The following is a 17,142-nucleotide window of genomic DNA, read 5'->3' as shown; positions in this document are numbered from 1 at the left end:
GAGCGGGCGCGCCTTGCGGGATCATAGAGAGGCACGACGGAATGCGCCGATCAAGGCGGTCCAGCGGATGCTTTGGGTCAGGGTGGCGCCATTCGTGCGGAGCAGCGCCCGATCAGGCCGCGCATTCTATCGAGCTGCAGTCTGTCTGCTCAATCGCTCGAAGCCGTGAGCTCAGGCTGTCGCGGCGGCAGAGATCGGCGACGGCCCCATGGCGAAGCGACGTCGAGAGCCGGATGTCCGCTTTGGGCCGGCGGGCGCAAGTTCGCTCTTCTCCTAGTGGCAAGCAAAGATGTACCGAGCTCCGAGCGATACGCATCGGTGCTCGTCGCAAGTGGCTGGTATAGACTCGCCCGGCGCCGTGCGTGCGTTCCGCGCCGTGCGGCTATCGGGAAGAAACTCAGGCGGCCAATGTCGATAAGGAAAAAAAGCTATCGATTCGGCGGTTTTGAGCTGAATACGCATACGCGCGAGTTGCTTCGAGACGACCGGCCGGTGGCGTTGGCCGTGGTCGCCCTCGACTGTCTCGCTTATCTGATCGAGCATCGCGATCGTCCGGTCAGCCGCGACGAGCTGATTTCCGCCGTGTGGGGCCGCACCGATGTCAGCGAATCCACGCTCGCGCACACCATCGTGCGTTTACGCCAAGTGCTCGGCGATAGCGGCAGCGATCAGCACAGTATCCGCACGGTGCCTCGACTGGGTTTTCGCTGGGTCGCCGATGTCGCGATCGAGGAAACGGACGTTGCCGCGGCCGTCGCCACTGCGAAAGAACCGATATCGGACGCGGAACCGGATTGCACGCAGCCGCGAAATCCCCGACAGCAACCGCCGCGGTCGCGCTGGCTCTGGCCGATGGCGGCGCTGCTGGTGGCCGTGTCCTTTATCGTCGTGTTCGCAACCAGATCGCCGCCGACTCCGAGCCCGACGCCTCCCGCGGAGCCGTACACGGCATGGGTGATGCCGGCCGAAATCGACGCATCCGAAGACTGGGCCTGGTTGCGTCTGGGGCTGATGGATCTGGTGGCGAACCGGCTACGGCTCGGCGCGCTGGCGACGGTGCCCAGCGAGACGGCGCTGGCGTTATCGACCCACTGGAAACAAGACCCGGCCCGCGCCGCCGCCGATCCACGGCTCGGCATCTCGTTGCGCGTGCAGCCGCGGGTCGAACGCATCGGTAACGCCTGGCGGGTGAGTCTGGCGGCGTATCCGAACGAGGGCCGCGTCTTGCGCGCTCAGGCCCAGGCCGACGATGTTCTGGTCGCGGCACGCCTGGCCACGGACGATCTGCTGGTCGCGCTGGGACACGCGCCGCCGATAGACGGCGGCCGCGCGCCGGCGGACCCGGAAAAATTGCTGCAACAAGTCGCCGCGGCGCGGCTGGCGGGACGCTTGCCGCTGGCGCTGGAACTGCTGCAACGCGCTCCGGCGCAATGGCGGCGGCAGCCCGGAGTCGCGCTGATCGCCGCCAGGGTCGATTGCGATCGCGGCGATCGCGAAGCCTGCGAGCGACGATTGAACGCACTGTTGAAGCAGCTTCCGGCGGATAAGAACCCGGTGCTGCGGGCGCGCGTACTGACATCGGTGGCCTGGCTGCACGCCAACCGCGCCGAGTACGACCTGGCCGAACGCGTGCTGACCGAAGCGCTGGCACTGTTGCGCGGCCACAACGCGCCGGACGCACTCGGCAATATCTACTCGCTGCGCGGCTGGGTGCGGTTGACGCTGTCGCGCCTGGACGAGGCGGTGGCGGATCTGGGCCAGGCGCGGCTGGCCTTTGTCCGCAGCGGCGATATCCGCGAGATCGCCCGCACCGACCAGCGCCTGGGCGTGGTCGCGGGTCGACGCGGCCAGTCGGGCACCGCGCTGGCGCTGCTGCAGCGTGCCGCCGGCCGTTTCGAGGCAGTCGGCGCCCAAAGCGACCTGGCCAACACCCTGATCGCGACCGCCGAGATCCAGGAGAATCTGCTCGAATTCGAACAGGCACTGGCGACCACCGACCGCTTCTGGTCGCCGCAATTCACCCGCGACTGGGGGCGCAGCATCTGCCGCGCCTGGGTGCTGGCCCAGAACGGCCGGCTGCGGGAAGCCTCGACCCTGGCCGAGTTGATCCTGGCCGAAGCCGATCCGATCGAGGAAGTGGCCTTGCGCACGGAGGCGCAGGCGTTGCTGGCGCGGATCGCGCTGCAACGAGGGCTGGCGGACGATGCGGTACGGCTGGCGCAACAGGTGGCCGCGCCGGTGCTTGAGGAAGGCGACCGCCGCGAATATCTGAGCAACCAGATGGTGCTGATCCGCGGCTTGCGCAGCCTGGGCCGACTCGATGCCGCGCGGCGCGAGGTCGAGCGCCTGCGCGCCTGGACCGATGCGGCACCCGACGACTGGTTGCGCACCGGTGCGTTGCTGATGGAAGCAGAGCAGGACCTGGCCGAAGGCCGGCTCGAACCGGCGCTGCGCCGCTACGCCGAAGCGATGGCCAGCGCCGAACACCTGGGCGTGCCGGAATGGCTGGTGGCGGTCGGTTACTCCTATGCGCCCGCGTTGATCGAAGCCGATCGCCTCGACCAGGCGGGCGTGATCGGCGGCCGTATCGGCGCCTGGGCCGATCAGGACATGCGCGCCGCCTGGGTGCAGGCGCGCCTGCATCAGGCGCTGGGCGATGTCGAGGCCGGGCGTGCGGCAGAGCAGCGGGCGAGACGGCTGGCTGGAGAACGCCGGCTACCGTAGACGTCGGTCAAGCCGGCCTCTTGCGAATCAACAACCCCACGGCAAACCGGTGGCATGCCTGCGGGGACGCACTTGGGCGCGACCTGGCTTGCCGCAAGCGGCGGCCGCGCCTGGCTGCGCTCCTGCCAAAGCAGGCCGGCGCCGCAAGCGACGGCCGATCCTGCGCGGCGTGACCTTCGTCAATGCACAAGCGTGCTGTCGCTCATGCAATCGGCAACTGCCCACGCACCTTGCATGAATCTTGCACCTGCGATGCATGCGCCGCCGCCATGGTCGAGGTCAAGCTGTGGCGGGAACATCGAGTGGGGCTGACTTGGCCGCCCTCTCCACGCGAGCCGGGAGGCCAGCCCGCACGCTTGAGCATGCCCGGGCGCGCTCCGTCGGATGGCTTGGCCGCTCATGCAGCCATTTTTGAACACCATCCGAGGAAACCCATGTCCTATTCGTGCTCCGCCGCGCGCGGCAACGAAGATCTTTCGAGCCTGCCGCTTCTGTGGCAGCAATCGATCATCGACAACGCGCGCGAGCAAGCCGAGCGCGATCTCGCCCAACGCCGCCGCAAGACGCTGTATTTTTCCGTCGTCACCGCCCTGGTGACAGGGGCGATGGCGCGGCCCGCCGTCGTGCAGGCGACCGACTACAAAGGCTCGGTCACCGGCGTCGCCGACAACGATCGCGATGGCGGCAGCGGTGGTTACGACCCCGGTTACGACATTACGACCGACGGCAAGGGGGCGCTGCACTATCGCTTCGCCGACGGCGACAGCGTGGCGCTGGAAGGCGTCGACCGCGATGTGCTCGCGATGTCCATCGCCGGCGGCAACCCGCCCGTCGTTGTGGACGTAGCCGGCGGCGGCTGGCTGGACCTGTCCGCGAACCGCCCGCAAAGCACCAACCGCGGGCTGGCGGTCGGCATCCTCAACGACGGCAATACGGTCACCGTCAACGGCAACACCCGGATCTCCGCCAACGCCCGCGACACGGATCACGGCGGCGGTCTCGGCAACGGCGCGCACGCGGTGATCGGACGCGGCGGCAGCACCACGGTGTTCAACGGCGCCACCGACTTCCACGCCCGCACGCAGGGCTTTGCGCGCGCGGTCTGGGCCATGGGGCGCAGCAACATCGTCTTCAACGGCCCGACCACCATCCTCGCCGAAAGCCGGGGCACGCTGGATGCGGTCTACAATTCCGACGGGAGCCACATCACTTTCAATGGCAAAACCGCCATCTCGGCGCTGTCGATCTGGCCCAGCGACAACGCCCATGCCATCTACAACGACAACGTCAACACCCGCTTGGTGGTCAACGGCGACCTGTCGCTGACCACGGTCGCCCAGGGCTCGACCGCGTTCGGCGTGCGCAACCAGGGCTTCATGGAGGTCGCCGGCGACGCCAGCGTCAACGTGGAGGGCACGCGCTCCACCCACGGCATCGCCAACACCCATCGCTCGGCGCGGATGATCTGGCACGGCGACGTGGACGTGCGCGTACGCAGCAGCACGGGCTACGTGCCGTTCGGCAATCCCTCCGGCCTCAGCAACGACCGCTCGCCCGGTGCGGTGATGACGTACAACGGCGCCGTGAACGTCGACATCGCCTCGCGGGCGGAAACCTACGGCCTGGTCAGCACCGGCACGATCAACTTCACCTCGCCCACCGCGCCGGTGTCGTTCGCCGTCGCCTCCGGTTGCGACGGCTGCGACGTCTACGGCATCCGCAACTTCGGCACCGTGAACGTCGCCGGCGGCCTGACCGTGTCGACGGCCGCGACCGGTGCCGGCGCGGCGTATTCGATCTGGAGCGTGCCGCTCGACATCCAGAACGCGAGCGTCGCCGTCAATCAGGCCGGCGGGCAGAAGGTGCAACTCGACGGCGACATCCTGACCGCATCCGATGCCGCCAACGGCCGCGTCGGCTCGGCCGATATCGAATTCGACACCGCCGACTCGTGGCTGCGCGGCGGCGTCGTCGGCCGGCGGACCGATGGGGGATATAGCGTCGGCAGGACCGAGCTGGCGTTCTCCGGCGGCGCCGCGTGGATTCCGGAGGGCACCGGCACGCTGAGCAACGATTTCGGCGCAGGCTCGCTGACCATCGGCAGCAACGGCGCGATCGACATGGCCGGACACTGGGGCCGCTTTGAACCCGGCGCGGTGCCGGCGCATGCTTATCGCCGGTTGCTCGTCGACAGCAGCAATACCGGCACCGGCGCCAGCGTCGTACTGGCCGACGGCGCCCGGTTCATGCTGCTCAGCGACATCACCGGCAAGTCCGGCACCGCCACCGCCGACCAGATCGTTTTCGGCAGCGGCATCAAGAACTTCTCCGCCAGCGGCACGCAGGGCGTGGGCATCGTCTACGACCCGGTGCTGGACGACACATCCTGGGTCAACGCCGCGGCCATTCGCGACGGCAGGTCGATCGCGGCCACTGCGCCGATCACCATCGTCGACGCCAGCGCCGCCGCGGGCGGGACCGCCGCGTTCTCGGCGGCGACCGGCCTGGATGGCCGATGGAGCGGCACCTACGAAAACGATCTGGTGCAGTTCACCTACACGCCGCAGGTGGCGTTGGCCGCTGACGGCAAGAAGATCGTGTTGACCGGCCTCAAGATCGTGGGAACAGGCAGCGGTACCGGCGGCAACCCTGGTGGTAGTCCCGGCGGTAACCCCGGCGGCGATCCGGGGGGCGGCACCGGGGGCAACGCGGGAGGAGGCACCGGGGGGAACACAGGGGGCGGCACTGGAGGGAACCCGGGAGGCGGCGCGAACAACGGCAACGGCAATGGAAGTGGGACCAGCATCGGAATCCTGCCATCGCAGACCGTGCTGACAGCAGCCGATGCCGCCGACAGCCTCGCCAATCTGTGGAAGGTCAGCGCGCAAAGCTCGCTGCAGCACGTGCGCAATCAACTGCGCGACACCGACGCCGATCACGGCCAGGTATGGGCGAAGGCCGATGCCGGCGAAATCACGGCGAAGACCGCGTATTCGCGTCGTTATCGCCAGAACTACAGCGGCATGACCATCGGAGCAGATCGCAGTTTCGCGCCGGGGACCGGCACCGGCGTCATCGGCTTCAGCGCAGGACAGGTCCGCTCGACCGCGGACTACGTGCGCGGCAGGGGCGATCTGAGCGGAACCACGCTGGGGCTCTATGGCCATTGGAGTACCGACAATGGCAACTATTTGCTGCTCGGGGCGAGCGCCTCGTCGCTGAAGAGCCGATACGCCGCACGCGATATCGAAGGCCGCGACATCGTCGGCAAATACCGCACCCAAGCGGGCCAGTTGTACGCCGAAGGCGGTCGCACCTTCAAGCTTGCCAAGTCCTACTACATCGAACCCCAGTTCGGCCTGTCGCTGGGCGCCATCCGCGACAGCGAACACACCACTCGCAACGGTGTGCGGATCAGCCAGGACAAACTGGATACCTCATTCGCGCGGGTCGGCATCGCCCTGGGGAGAAGGCTGCAGGGCGCGCGGCTGGATGGCAATATTTATGCGCGAGCGTCGGCGCTGCACTCTTTCGGCGACAACCTGGACATCGTCGCCTCCAAGGATGGCGGCAGCATTGCTCCCGATACGGCCGACCGGAAAGGTACGAGCGGCGAGTTCATGCTTGGCGGCGATGTCGGCTTCGGCAACAAGCAGACCGCGCTGTTCTTTGAAGCGTCCGGCGCCACGGGCGTTGAAACGGAGCGACACTGGGCTATCCAGGCGGGATTGCGGCACAGTTGGTAATCTCGGCCGGCATTTCCGCGCCGACGTCATGAGTCCGCCCGTGGCCTGCGCAGCTACGTCAGTGGACCGTCAGAATCCCGGGGCTTCAGTGGCGCCCATTGATCTCAACAATCCGACGATGTCGTGGAAGCTCAGGCTTTGACCAGGCCAAGGTTCCGCAACATTTTCCTATAGGCAGTGGATGCCAAATCTGCGCCAAAGGATTGCTCAGAGTCACTTGTCAGATCGATATATCTGGGACGTTGCCTCTCCACCACAGCAAGATCGTCCATCTGCACCTTTTGCGAGAATGCATTGACATCCATATCCGAGCCCAGCCCCAATGATCTATCGAACTGGATAGGATAGAACCAGACGCACTGCTCCTCGCTGACGGGGGACGCGCAATTGAAGATGGTAAACAGTCCGTCCGGAAAATAAATATCCAGGATGGCGATAAAAGGCGCATGAATCCTGTAGGCGCGACGCCATATGAAATCCTTTGGCGACGAGTAACCAAATGGATAATTCCCAAGCGAGCTGCTGTACTCAAAACCAAAGCCCCCATCAAATGGTTCAACGTTATACGCCGGCATGGCCTCGGCACTGCATTCGCTGAAGGTGGCCCGATGCACAAACGGCAAGTGTGAAATGTCCATAAAGCCTTCAACCTGCCGGCCAGCGGAAGCATTGACGTTCACCGGTGGCGCTACCACCAGCCGCTGGCTTTCCCCTGCGCCCCCAAGCTCAAGGTCGTAAAACGCACCTGCTCCAAGGTTAGTCCACAGCAGCCCATGAAACTCGACGACCGGATAGGAGCGCAGATCGAACCTCTTCAAGTTTTGCACTTGGGGATGAGCTGGAATTCTGGCGCATGCCCCGAGATGGGCGAATTGCAAACCATGATAGGGACACTGCAACCCTGCTTCACTCACAGCTCCCGCGGAAAGCATTTCACCCCGATGCGGGCAGCGGTCATCGGCGACTACAACTTCGCCTTGAATTTTATAGATCACCAGTGGTTTGCCAAGCAACACTGCCGCCAGGGGCTTGCCTTCCATCGTGGCCGCTTCGAGGTCCTGTAATCTGGCGACTGGATAGTAATAATCCATGATGTTCTGCGGGTAGCCCATAAAGCCTCCGATTGCAGCCGGTCAAATTTGGCGTCGCCGCGGACGCAGCCGTTCTGTCAGTAGCGCTCCGGCAGCGTGCCGCTTGACCACAGAAAGAATTAACCCGGTTCGCGCATGGCGCGATATCCCGTCAGATAGGTTCCCCACCAGGCCTGCAGCACCGGCAAAACCACCATGATTGCCATTGCGCGAACTTCGCCGCGGCCCTCGCCTCCGTCCAGCCATCCTATTGATGCAACCACCGCCACCGCGCCCAGCGCGCCGCTTACGCGTTGCACGGTGTTGACCAGCGTGGCCGCGCCGCCAATGTCCTTTCGGTCCACCGCGGCATAAGCGGCCGTGGTGGTCGGGTTCGTAGTCCAGGCCAGCCCGATGCCACGCACGAACATAAACACCGCAGCGATGTCGGATGGCACGGGTACCAGGGCGAACGGCGCCGCAGACACCGCCAGCATGGCTGCTCCGGCCAGGACGACCGGCCGCGGGCCACAGCGATCTACGAAGTTGCCGGCGAGGTACAGTGCGGATGTCGTTCCGGCCCCCATGAATACCAACATCACACCGATTTGTGTGGGGCTCATGTGCTTGGCGTGGAAGTACAGCGGGAACAGCACAAGCCCTCCGAACAGGTTTGCGCTGTTTCCAACGGCCAGCAGCGACGACGCGCGGAACTGGCGATTTCGCATCAAGTCGAGCGCCAGGAGCGACGACTTGCTCGTACGGGCAACCGCGATGAAGAGGGCCAGAAGCGTGGCGCCCGCGCCGATATACAGCCAGCCGTTTCCGGCCGGATAGCGAGAGGTGATCTCCGAGGCGCCGTACAGAGCCAAAGGTAGCCCGGTAACGATGAGGAAAAGCTGGCCCATGGGAAGTCCAAGGCCGAACTGGGCGACGCCCCTCGGCATCACCCTCGCCGCCCACACTACGGCGGCCGCTCCCAGCGGCACATTGATCCAGAACAGCCAGCGCCACGAGGCGACGTCAACCAACCAGCCCCCTATGCCCGGCCCGATTGCCGCGGCCAAGCTGATCAAGGTGCCGACAACGCCGAGGACGCGGCCCAACTGGTCGCGCTCGGCGACTCCTACCAAGATGGCGTGCCCTGTCGGAAGCATGATTCCGGCAGCCAGCCCTTGAGCAATACGAGCGGCAATCAGCGCGCCCAGGCTGGCCGCAAACGCACACCCGATCGACGCGGCAACGAAGGCGACCAGCGCAACGCTCCAGATGCGCCCGTGCCCGAACCGGTTACCGAACCATGCCGAAGCCGGCAGCGAAACGGCCATCGAGATCAGATAGCTGGAAACGACCCATTGCGCGTCTTCCACAGGTGCGTTCAGATCCGCCTGGACAGCGATAAGGGCGAGCGCGGCGAGGGTTGCGTCGAGCATCACCAGCATGCCGCCCATGCCGGTCACTAACCCGATCGACCACACGCGTCGCGATATACGCGAGGCGCTCATGACGCGGGTGAGTTCGAGGCAATCGTCGCGACCGCCGCGGCGGCATCGGCAGCGTTGAAGGTTGCCTCCGCCAGCGCCTGAAGATTGGCGCCGCTCTGGTCGCCTATCAACCATGCCAATGCCATCGCCACGGCGAACGCGGCGGCGGCGACTACCCAACCAAGTCGCGGTGGCACGGTGCCGCTGTTGCGATGGATACTCTCCAGTACATAGCGCGATACCACGCTCAGGACCAGTACCGCGGCGATGGTAGTAAACGCATGGCCATTGGCCTTTATGACACTCCCCATGTGGCTGGAAAGCATCAGGAAGACGACAGCGGGCAAGAGAAATGAGTGCTGGTTGCGCCGATCCCAATACTGCTTCCTGGTCGGGTCGGGTCGTTCGCCCCGCATCAGCGCGGCCGTCGCTTCACGCGTCGCCGGATAGAGATAACCCAGTATGTTGGTTGTTATGGTGGTTCCCAGCATCGCGCCGATCTGGATCATCGCGCCTTGCTGCGAGTACAGATTCGCGTAGAGCGAGGTCCAGGCCAGAAGGTGGAAGGCGCACGCGAAATTGTAGATGGCCTTGCGACGCAATGGGATACGATTGATCGCTTCATTGATCAGCGCAGCGCCCGTCAATCCGGCCAGCGAAAGGGCGATCGCCGCGCGGGATGACAGCGACGGATCGTTGGGATCGAGCAGGTAAATCTGCGGTTGCCGGTAATAAATCAGGCCGAACAGGAGCAGGCCCGTACCGAACAACCAGCGAATCTGATTGAAAGACCAGACCAGCCCTTCGATATCGGATGCTTGTGGCTGAGTGATTTTTGCGGTCCGCCAGAATCCGAGGCTATGCGTGTCCCACACCTCGAGCTCCGCCGACGAGTCGACCAATGGGCGGGCCCTCATCGCCAGTCTGCGCAGCCACAAGCCAAATCCCATCCAGGCGACAGCCGCGAGCACATGTAGCCAACGTGCGATATCGGTCGTCAAATCGATCAAAGCATCAATCACGTCAGTCTCCACCGAGTAATCCGGCAGGTGTTCCATGCCGTTGCATTGGCGCCCATCAGTACTTCGATCCACGCCGAGAATTCGCCAGAAATGGGGAAGCGCTGCTCATGCGGTGGACAGCCCCATCTGTCGCAACAGCCGTCTGTAATAGACGGATGCGAGGTCCGCGGCGAAGGAAGCGTCGCCGGACGCCAACGGAAGATGGCGCGGCTGCTGGTTCTCGACCATCAGACGGTCTTCCGCGAAGATGCGGGCGTTGAAGTCCTTGACCGCCTCGTCGGTGCCGATCTCGAAATCGAAACACACCGGAGAGAACAGCACGGCACGATCGCTCGCCACCGGGCTGGCGCCGTTCAAAATATTCAGGCGCCCGCCGGGGAAGTGCACTGTCAGGTGGGCCAGGTACGGAAGGCGAACCTCGAAGCTTCGACGCCATACGAAGTCCCGCGCGGTCGTTCCACTTCCGAGGGCGTAATTCGAGACCGTGCTGCAGTAATCAAAACGCAACCCATCTTCGTCGACTTCGACTGAGTACGCGGGCACCGCCGCGTTGGCAGGGTCGGCGAACGTACCGGTGTGCACATGCGCGAAATGCGCCACGTCAATGAAGCCCTCCACTTGCCGGCCCGCACTGGCGGCGATCGGCACTGGATCGGGCGTCACTTTGCGAAATGCTGGATCGTCCCAATCGGAGTTCAGTTCCGGAAACGGCGCCGGCGAGTCCCCAAGACAGGTCCAGACCAGACCGTAACGTTCCACCGCGGGATAAGTGGCGAGTTTGAACTGCTGTGATGGCGCGAGGCGGGGATGTGCCGGCAGATGAATGCAGCGCCCCTCCTGTCCAAATTCCAGGCCATGGTAGGGACATATCAACACGCCATCTCGATGCTGCCCCAAGCTGAGCCGCATGCCGCGATGCGGGCAACGATCGACGGCCACCACGATCTGATGATCGGCCCGATACAGGACGAGATCGGTCTCCAACAGCGACGCGGCGACGGGACGTTCGCGCACGTCTTCGCTGCGCGCTATCGGATACCAATAGCGGAGCAGCTCAGCGTGCATGGTCGGTCGCCCATTGCGTCACCGCCTTGCGCTCGTCCGGCTGCATGTCCGTGGCGTTGCCGGGCGGCATGCGCTCGCTCTGCACCACCGCAGCGATCAGGCCCGCATAAAGCGGCAGGGTTTCAGAGGTGAAGACGATTCCGCGCGGGGGTGAGGCCACGCCAGGGAAGCTGGGTCGCGCGGCATGGCAAACCGCGCAGCGTCGTTGAACGATCGCATCCGCGCGCAATGGAGCTTCGCCCGTCGCGGCTGGACTCGGGATTGAATTCGCGCTTGAGGGCTTGGGCGGGAGCGCGGCACCGCCTGCTGAAACGTGGGTACGAGCGAGAGCGGCGACCTGTTCGGCTGGAGTCCGCGGCAATGCCATCCAGGTCAGCATCAGCCCGAGCGCCACGATCGCAATCGCGGAAATCCAGCGGATCTCCATCGGCATGACCCCGCCGTTGCGATGGGTGGCGTCGAGTGCCCATCGAGCAGCCACGCTCAACGCCAGTACGGTGGCAATGGTCAGGAAAGGATGGCCGTTGGCGCGCACGAGACTTCCCATGTGGCCGGAAAGCATCAGGAAGACGACAGCCATGGTGATGTACGAATGAAGGCCTCGTCGATCCCAGTGTTGCTTATCGACGGCATCCGGCTTCTCGCCCCTTAGCGCCGCGTTGAACGCCTTGCGCATCCTCGGATAGAGGAACCACAGGACATTGAAGGCGATCACCATGCCCATCATGGCGCCAATCTGGATCATGGCGCCGTGCTGGGAGAACAGGTTCGCATACAGCCATGCCCAGCCAAGGACATGAGCGACGGACGCGGTCATGTACAGGGTGTTGTAATGCAGCGGTATGCGATTAACGAGCTCGTTGACAACAGGCGCGCCCGTCAGGCCGAGTATCGAGGCTGCGATCGCTTCACGGGCCGACAGCCGCGCGATGCTTGGGTCGACCAGGTAGGCCAGAGGTTGCCGATAGTAGATCAGGCAGAACAGCACGACGCCGGTCCCGACCAGCCATCGAATCTGATTGAACGACCAGACCAGGCCATCCAGCTCGGCCGCAGCAGGTGCGGCGACTTTTTCGGTCCGCCAGAACGACAGGCTGTGCGTGTCCCAGACCTCCAGCTCCGACCGCTGATCCAGGAGCGGTCTCGCCCGTAGCGTCAGGCGTCTTATCCATAACCCGGCGCCGAGCCAGGCGAATGCGGCGAGCACATGCAGCCAACGAATCGCATCGGCTGCCAAATCGAGCAATGTGCCTGTCATTGCGGAATCTCCTCGCCTTCCTGACGATCGCCACAAAATTTGCTTCGCATGTCCTGGTGCTTGGGAGGGTGGTTAATCGACCGCACCGCCGATGGTTCCGTCCTGATCAAGAGGGCGGTAGGCGGGCCGCGCGAGCTACGGCGCCACTCAGCCCCGGTTCCGTCGCGTACGCATCGAGTAGTTTCCGACCGCGACTCGAGCGGGGCTCGGGCTCGCGCGAGGGCTCGGCATCCGTACCTGACGCTCGCCCGCTGTGGCCACGGCGAGAGACAGATTCTGTAGCCCCGAGAAACAGGTGCAACCGGTCGAGCCGCTCAAAGCAGCCGCGCTGATCGTTTTGCAAATCCCCCTTGTCCCTGGCCCGCACTGCGGATGCGGCAGGTAACGCTATCAGATAGGGTGCGGGTTACTTCTGTGTACAGATACTCATAACGTCGGATGCTCACCATTCCTCACTGGTACGCAGTTGCGCGGGATGAACCGTCATGCCGGCAGAGCGCATGGCATCTACCGTCGGCCCGACGAACTACGCCATGAGCGACGAAGGCGCGATAACGTCGGGGCGTACGAGGTTTACCGCCTCAATCAACCCACCGCCACGCGCGACAGCGTAGTCCGCCGCCGCCCAGAAAACAGGGAGCCAGCCGCGTGGAAACACGCGATCCAACTGGAAGCGCAACGCTGAATATTCGGCATAGTCGGCACGCAATCGCTTCAGCCCTTCGCAGCCAAGGAATACGATACCGTCGTTGCGCGGCACCAGCCTCTCATTGGAAGTCCGCTCGAGAACAACTACCCCGGCCATGAGGTCGTGCCAATCGGTCGCGTATTGACCGAAATCGGGAAGCTCCAGTAACGCGGAAAAACGGCAACAGTTCGTATACCAACAGTTGCATAGCAGTTCCGATACTTTGGCCGCGTTGTACACATGCGCTTGGCAGAGGCTCATCTCCCTGGGACGAGAGCGGCCGCCATGCGCCAGGAGAGCTTTCAGCCTGGCCGAAGCGTCCGGGTCCAGCCCCAGCTGCAAGGCCAGGCGCTCGATGGACGCATCGCGCCCTATCTGGTCGAAGTACAAGCCATGTACGTCGGACGGCGCGCATGGGTGATAAGTGACGTGAATTCCCATAAAGCGTTCCGCCCTCAGGTTGACCGGCCCCGTGGACTGCGCCATGGCTAATGATTCATCAGCCGCTGACTTCCCGTATCTCGGCGTCGCCCAAGTTCGCGATGATGGTTATGGTCCGCATCATCGATTCCTTGTCGAGGCAGGACTCGCCATAGGCCATCGGTTCCCCATTGCCACCGATCAGTCGCCATCGCCATTGTCCATCGGTTAGCGACCCGGCCAAAAATGCATTCGACAATGAGCGCTGCCCACCCGCGCTCATGCCTTCGCGATAAACCTCAAAGTGCGGCTTGCCACCCATGGCGGTCCCTCCTGAGCCCACTGGGGACAACGGCGCACGGCGCTTCCGGCGGCCAGCGGTCATCAGAAGTGGTCGAGGCCCTGGAAATGGGCGACCTTCTGCAGCGTCACGAGCGGCTCCCTGCCTACGAGCCTGAAAAAGGCGGCCCGAGCCAAAGCGGCAGCCAGCAGGAAGCAATCACCTCAAGCACAGCCGCGAAGCGGCTTCGGCCTGAACGAATTCTTTGGCCTGCTTCTACGGACCGGAGTCATCCGGAGTTCGTGGCAGCCTTTCGGTCTTGTGGCCAATCACAATCTCAAGATTCCTTCCCGATGGCTCGCAGATTTTCCATCGAAACAATTGTGATATTCCGGTAGCCGATCTCAATCACACCCAACGCCTCGAGTTGTCGCAATTCGAGGGATACCGTCTGACGAGTGAGGCCGAGCATGGCCGCTAACAGGTCGTGAGTCACCTCGATCGTGCGCTTTTCCATCGGCGAATCCAATTCGACATCGCCACGCGACAAGCGTTGGAGCCTTCTCGCAATCCGAGCCTTCGTGGAGCGAAGGCCGGCATCCTCCATGTATGCATAGACCCCCCGGCTATGGGTTGCCATCAGCCGCAAGATCGCCATTGCAAAATCGTAATTCGTCAGGAGCCGGTTAAAGGTCGGAACATCGACGCGACGTACAACTGTTTTTGTCAGCGCGACCACGTCATGCATGCTTGGCCCACCATCGAACAAAGACACCTGCGAGAACCAGTGCCCCGGCTCCACCACGGCGAGCACCGACTCACGTCCGTCCGCCCGCAAGGTTCGAGCCTTCGCCAAGCCGTCAACCAAACCATAAAACCCCTTGGGCGGCTCGCCTCTACGCATCACCAACTCGCCCGGCTGGAGCTGGATCTCCACACCTTCTTGCAGCAACGTGCGCCGACATTCCTCTGGCAATGACTTGAACCAAGGGTCGTTTGCTTGCTGGACCATCTCTTTACTCCAGCGCCAAGCCGGGTACCCACCCTGCACCGGCGCAGCAGTTGTGATTTGCGCCCCAAAAACTCTTGCGCCAATTGAAAGAAATATGGCGGTGCGGCTTTTGGAACGCAAGTAACCTTGGCCTGCGCCCAGCAGGTCGGGGACGGGGCCCCACTCAACCGGCAGCGCGCCATGTCCACGAGCTGGCCAAGCCGGCGATCGTCCTCATTTTCGGAGCGCACCCCATGTCGAAAAACAAGCTAATTCTGAATGCAGTTCTGGCCGGCATGCTCTCGGTCATGGCCGTATCCACAGCATCGGCGGCCACCGATACCTACACCCAGACCAAGTACCCCATCATCCTCGTTCATGGCTTCGCGAGCTCGGATCAAGTGCTCGGATTCAGTACGTTCTACAACATCCCGGACGAACTTAAAAAAGGCGGCGCAAAGGTGTACGCCGCCAAGCTCTCTGGCTTCAACTCGGATGAAGTGCGAGGAGAAGAGCTGATCAAGTATCTCGACAATCTCCGCGCTACCTCCGGGTACGAGAAGTTCAACCTGATCGGCAACAGCCAGGGCGGACTGACGACGCGCTACGTCGCAGCCGTTCGTCCCGACTTGGTGGCCTCCGTGACCACCGGTCACACGCCTCACCAGGGTGCGGCTCCGGCTGATCTGATCAAGGCGGTGCTTCCGGAAGGATCACCGCTGCGCCCCATCGTGGCCGGAGTAATCAACACGTTTGCCTCGCTCATGGGCGGTAAGGCCGACGCCCTGGCGGCGCTGGGCCAATTGTCTTCCAGCGGGGCCGCGGAATTCACGGAACGCTATCCCCAAGGCAAGCCCGCCACCGCCTGCGGCGAAGGCGAAGAGGTCGTGGACGCGGTGCGCTATTACTCTTTCGGCGGAGTAGGCGTGGCGACCAACTTGCTTGATCCGACCGACCTTTCCGCCCAGGCAGCAAGCTTGACGTACTTGGGCAAGCCGAATGACGGAATAGTGGGGCAATGCTCCTCCCATTGGGGCACCGTTCTGCGCGACGACTATTTCTGGAATCACTTTGACTCGGTGAACCAGACGTTTGGACTGCGCTCGATGTTTTCCTCCAACCCCGTGACCGTATATCGCGCGCACGCCAACCGCTTGAAAAATCTCGGCCTGTAATGATCAAGCGATTTTTCCCGTACGCTGTCGTGGCGGGGGCGCTTTGCGCCCTCGTCGCGATGTGGGGCCCGCCGTCGAGCGGCGGCGGAGCGACAACGCTGGCTCCCGTACGTAACGGCGAGAACAGTCCGTTGCCCGGTAATCGCGGTCAATTTACGGCCACCGGCTCTTTGGGAGGCCCACGCAGCTCGTTGCAGGGCACTTCGGTCGATGGGGCTATTCGACTGGATGCCCTCGGTGCGCCGGCGGCCGACCGCGAGCTACGGCGCCTGTTCGACTACTTCATCAGCCGAATCGGCGAACGGACCGAACAGCAAATTCGTTCCGATATTCGCGCGTACCTGTCTGCGAGGCTTACCCCGCAAGCATTGGCGCAAGTCATGGCCTGGTTCGACGCCTATGTGTCAGTCGAAAAAGCTGCCGCCGGACTTGCCCGGCAAGGCGGAGATCCCCGCCTGGCAGTCAACGCATTGCGGTCCTTGAGGCGCGACCGCATGGGCCCGGAAATCGCCGACGCTTGGTGGGGAGATGAAGATCGCTACCTGGATTACACGCTGGCACGCGAAGATGTTTTGAAATCCGGCGAACTGGATGAGCACTCTCGGCAACTAAAGTTGGACGAACTGGATGAGACCCTGGACAAGGCACGGGCCGACCAGCGCAAAGACGAGGCGCTAGCCGAGCTATCGTTTGTTCAGAGCGAAGACTACCGGCTCCGCCAGGTTCTTCCGAGCGAAAGGTATGCGGAGCGCCAGAAGCAGTATGGCGCCGCGGCCGCGCAGCGGTTGGCGGCCCTGGATCTCCAGCGCGAGCAGTGGGATGCGCGCCTTCGGCGTTACGCGCATCAGCGGCGCCAGATCCTCGGCGATGGCGATACGCCATCCGCGGACCAATCTCGCAGACTGGCCGAATTGCGTCGACACAGTTTCAACGTCAAGGAGCAGCTACGCGTCGATGCGCTGGATCGAAACGGTGCGCTTCCGTAGGCGGCATATAGGGCAGTCAACCATCGGCGCACCTGGCCGGAAAACATCTGGCGGTGAAGACACGCCTGACGCATCGCTCGTTGCGAGTTGACGTCAGGCGCCGCAGCTCACTCTCTGCCCCGAATCTCCAGAACATCACTCCTTACGCGCGCCGCCTGTGCGGCGCCGACTTTTTTCGGACGCGGCGATTTCATAAAACCCCCTATAAATCCCGCTTTTATTGTTATGTTCGG

The 17,142-nt window shown here is 63.6% G+C and carries 12 protein-coding genes; 4 read left to right on the top strand and 8 right to left on the bottom strand.

Annotation, left to right across the window (positions count from 1 at the left end; genetic code table 11):
• The first annotated feature begins 72 nt into the window (after positions 1-72).
• The gene (locus J7J50_RS10975; RefSeq protein WP_215055918.1) at positions 73-2,724 is read left to right on the top strand and encodes a winged helix-turn-helix domain-containing protein; all 2,652 of its coding nucleotides are present in this window, start codon (positions 73-75) and stop codon (positions 2,722-2,724) included.
• A gap of 434 nt (positions 2,725-3,158) precedes the next feature.
• On the top strand, positions 3,159-6,470 hold the full coding sequence (locus tag J7J50_RS10970) for an autotransporter outer membrane beta-barrel domain-containing protein (protein ID WP_215055917.1): 3,312 nt from the start codon (positions 3,159-3,161) through the stop codon (positions 6,468-6,470).
• A 131-nt stretch (positions 6,471-6,601) separates the two neighbouring features.
• Here J7J50_RS10970 and J7J50_RS10965 read toward each other — a convergent pair whose 3' ends face one another.
• The 8 genes from J7J50_RS10965 to J7J50_RS10930 all read right to left on the bottom strand — a co-directional run bounded on the left by J7J50_RS10965 (position 6,602) and on the right by J7J50_RS10930 (position 14,769).
• Positions 6,602-7,582 (bottom strand): Rieske 2Fe-2S domain-containing protein, encoded by a 981-nt coding sequence (locus tag J7J50_RS10965; RefSeq protein ID WP_215055916.1) that lies wholly within the window; start codon positions 7,580-7,582, stop codon positions 6,602-6,604.
• 98 nt (positions 7,583-7,680) lie between these two features.
• Positions 7,681-9,045: an MFS transporter gene (locus J7J50_RS10960; protein WP_215055915.1), complete on the bottom strand. Its 1,365-nt coding sequence runs from the start codon at positions 9,043-9,045 to the stop codon at positions 7,681-7,683.
• Positions 9,042-10,082 (bottom strand): urate hydroxylase PuuD, encoded by a 1,041-nt coding sequence (locus J7J50_RS10955; RefSeq protein WP_215055914.1) that lies wholly within the window; start codon positions 10,080-10,082, stop codon positions 9,042-9,044. Before J7J50_RS10955 ends, J7J50_RS10960 begins: the two co-directional genes overlap by 4 nt.
• 69 nt (positions 10,083-10,151) lie before the next feature.
• Entirely contained in the window at positions 10,152-11,111 is a 960-nt protein-coding gene (locus J7J50_RS10950) for an aromatic ring-hydroxylating dioxygenase subunit alpha (protein ID WP_215055913.1), read from the bottom strand.
• A complete protein-coding gene (locus J7J50_RS10945; protein ID WP_215055912.1) occupies positions 11,101-12,369 on the bottom strand; it encodes a urate hydroxylase PuuD in 1,269 nt (422 codons plus the stop codon). Before J7J50_RS10945 ends, J7J50_RS10950 begins: the two co-directional genes overlap by 11 nt.
• A 526-nt stretch (positions 12,370-12,895) precedes the next feature.
• Positions 12,896-13,543: a hypothetical protein gene (locus tag J7J50_RS10940; RefSeq protein WP_215055911.1), complete on the bottom strand. Its 648-nt coding sequence runs from the start codon at positions 13,541-13,543 to the stop codon at positions 12,896-12,898.
• A 13-nt stretch (positions 13,544-13,556) separates the two neighbouring features.
• Positions 13,557-13,799, bottom strand: coding sequence for a YegP family protein (locus J7J50_RS10935; protein ID WP_215055910.1), 243 nt, complete (start codon positions 13,797-13,799; stop codon positions 13,557-13,559).
• 295 nt (positions 13,800-14,094) lie between these two features.
• Positions 14,095-14,769 (bottom strand): Crp/Fnr family transcriptional regulator, encoded by a 675-nt coding sequence (locus tag J7J50_RS10930; RefSeq protein WP_215055909.1) that lies wholly within the window; start codon positions 14,767-14,769, stop codon positions 14,095-14,097.
• A 233-nt stretch (positions 14,770-15,002) separates the two neighbouring features.
• Here J7J50_RS10930 and J7J50_RS10925 point away from each other — a divergent pair, with 233 nt between their 5' ends.
• Entirely contained in the window at positions 15,003-15,923 is a 921-nt protein-coding gene (locus tag J7J50_RS10925) for a triacylglycerol lipase (protein WP_215055908.1), read from the top strand.
• Positions 15,923-16,909 (top strand): lipase secretion chaperone, encoded by a 987-nt coding sequence (locus J7J50_RS10920; protein ID WP_215055907.1) that lies wholly within the window; start codon positions 15,923-15,925, stop codon positions 16,907-16,909. The genes J7J50_RS10925 and J7J50_RS10920 overlap by 1 nt, the downstream gene beginning before the upstream one ends.
• Positions 16,910-17,142 lie beyond the last annotated feature (233 nt).

Source organism: Lysobacter sp. ISL-50 (genome assembly GCF_018612875.1).
In the GTDB taxonomy this organism is placed as follows: domain Bacteria; phylum Pseudomonadota; class Gammaproteobacteria; order Xanthomonadales; family Xanthomonadaceae; genus Lysobacter.
Note: the sequence above shows the minus strand (reverse complement) of the source record. Positions and strands in the feature narration are given on the sequence as shown.

Bases quoted from the DNA above. Each gene is read 5' to 3' on its own strand.
- J7J50_RS10970 (WP_215055917.1), top strand. From the start codon at position 3,159: ATGTCCTATTCGTGCTCCGCCGCGCGCGGCAACGAAGATCTTTCGAGC.
- J7J50_RS10965 (WP_215055916.1), bottom strand. From the start codon at position 7,582: ATGGGCTACCCGCAGAACATCATGGATTATTACTATCCAGTCGCCAGA.
- J7J50_RS10960 (WP_215055915.1), bottom strand. From the start codon at position 9,045: ATGAGCGCCTCGCGTATATCGCGACGCGTGTGGTCGATCGGGTTAGTG.
- J7J50_RS10955 (WP_215055914.1), bottom strand. From the start codon at position 10,082: ATGGAACACCTGCCGGATTACTCGGTGGAGACTGACGTGATTGATGCT.
- J7J50_RS10950 (WP_215055913.1), bottom strand. From the start codon at position 11,111: ATGCACGCTGAGCTGCTCCGCTATTGGTATCCGATAGCGCGCAGCGAA.
- J7J50_RS10945 (WP_215055912.1), bottom strand. From the start codon at position 12,369: ATGACAGGCACATTGCTCGATTTGGCAGCCGATGCGATTCGTTGGCTG.
- J7J50_RS10940 (WP_215055911.1), bottom strand. From the start codon at position 13,543: ATGGCGCAGTCCACGGGGCCGGTCAACCTGAGGGCGGAACGCTTTATG.
- J7J50_RS10935 (WP_215055910.1), bottom strand. From the start codon at position 13,799: ATGGGTGGCAAGCCGCACTTTGAGGTTTATCGCGAAGGCATGAGCGCG.
- J7J50_RS10930 (WP_215055909.1), bottom strand. From the start codon at position 14,769: ATGGTCCAGCAAGCAAACGACCCTTGGTTCAAGTCATTGCCAGAGGAA.
- J7J50_RS10925 (WP_215055908.1), top strand. From the start codon at position 15,003: ATGTCGAAAAACAAGCTAATTCTGAATGCAGTTCTGGCCGGCATGCTC.
- J7J50_RS10920 (WP_215055907.1), top strand. From the start codon at position 15,923: ATGATCAAGCGATTTTTCCCGTACGCTGTCGTGGCGGGGGCGCTTTGC.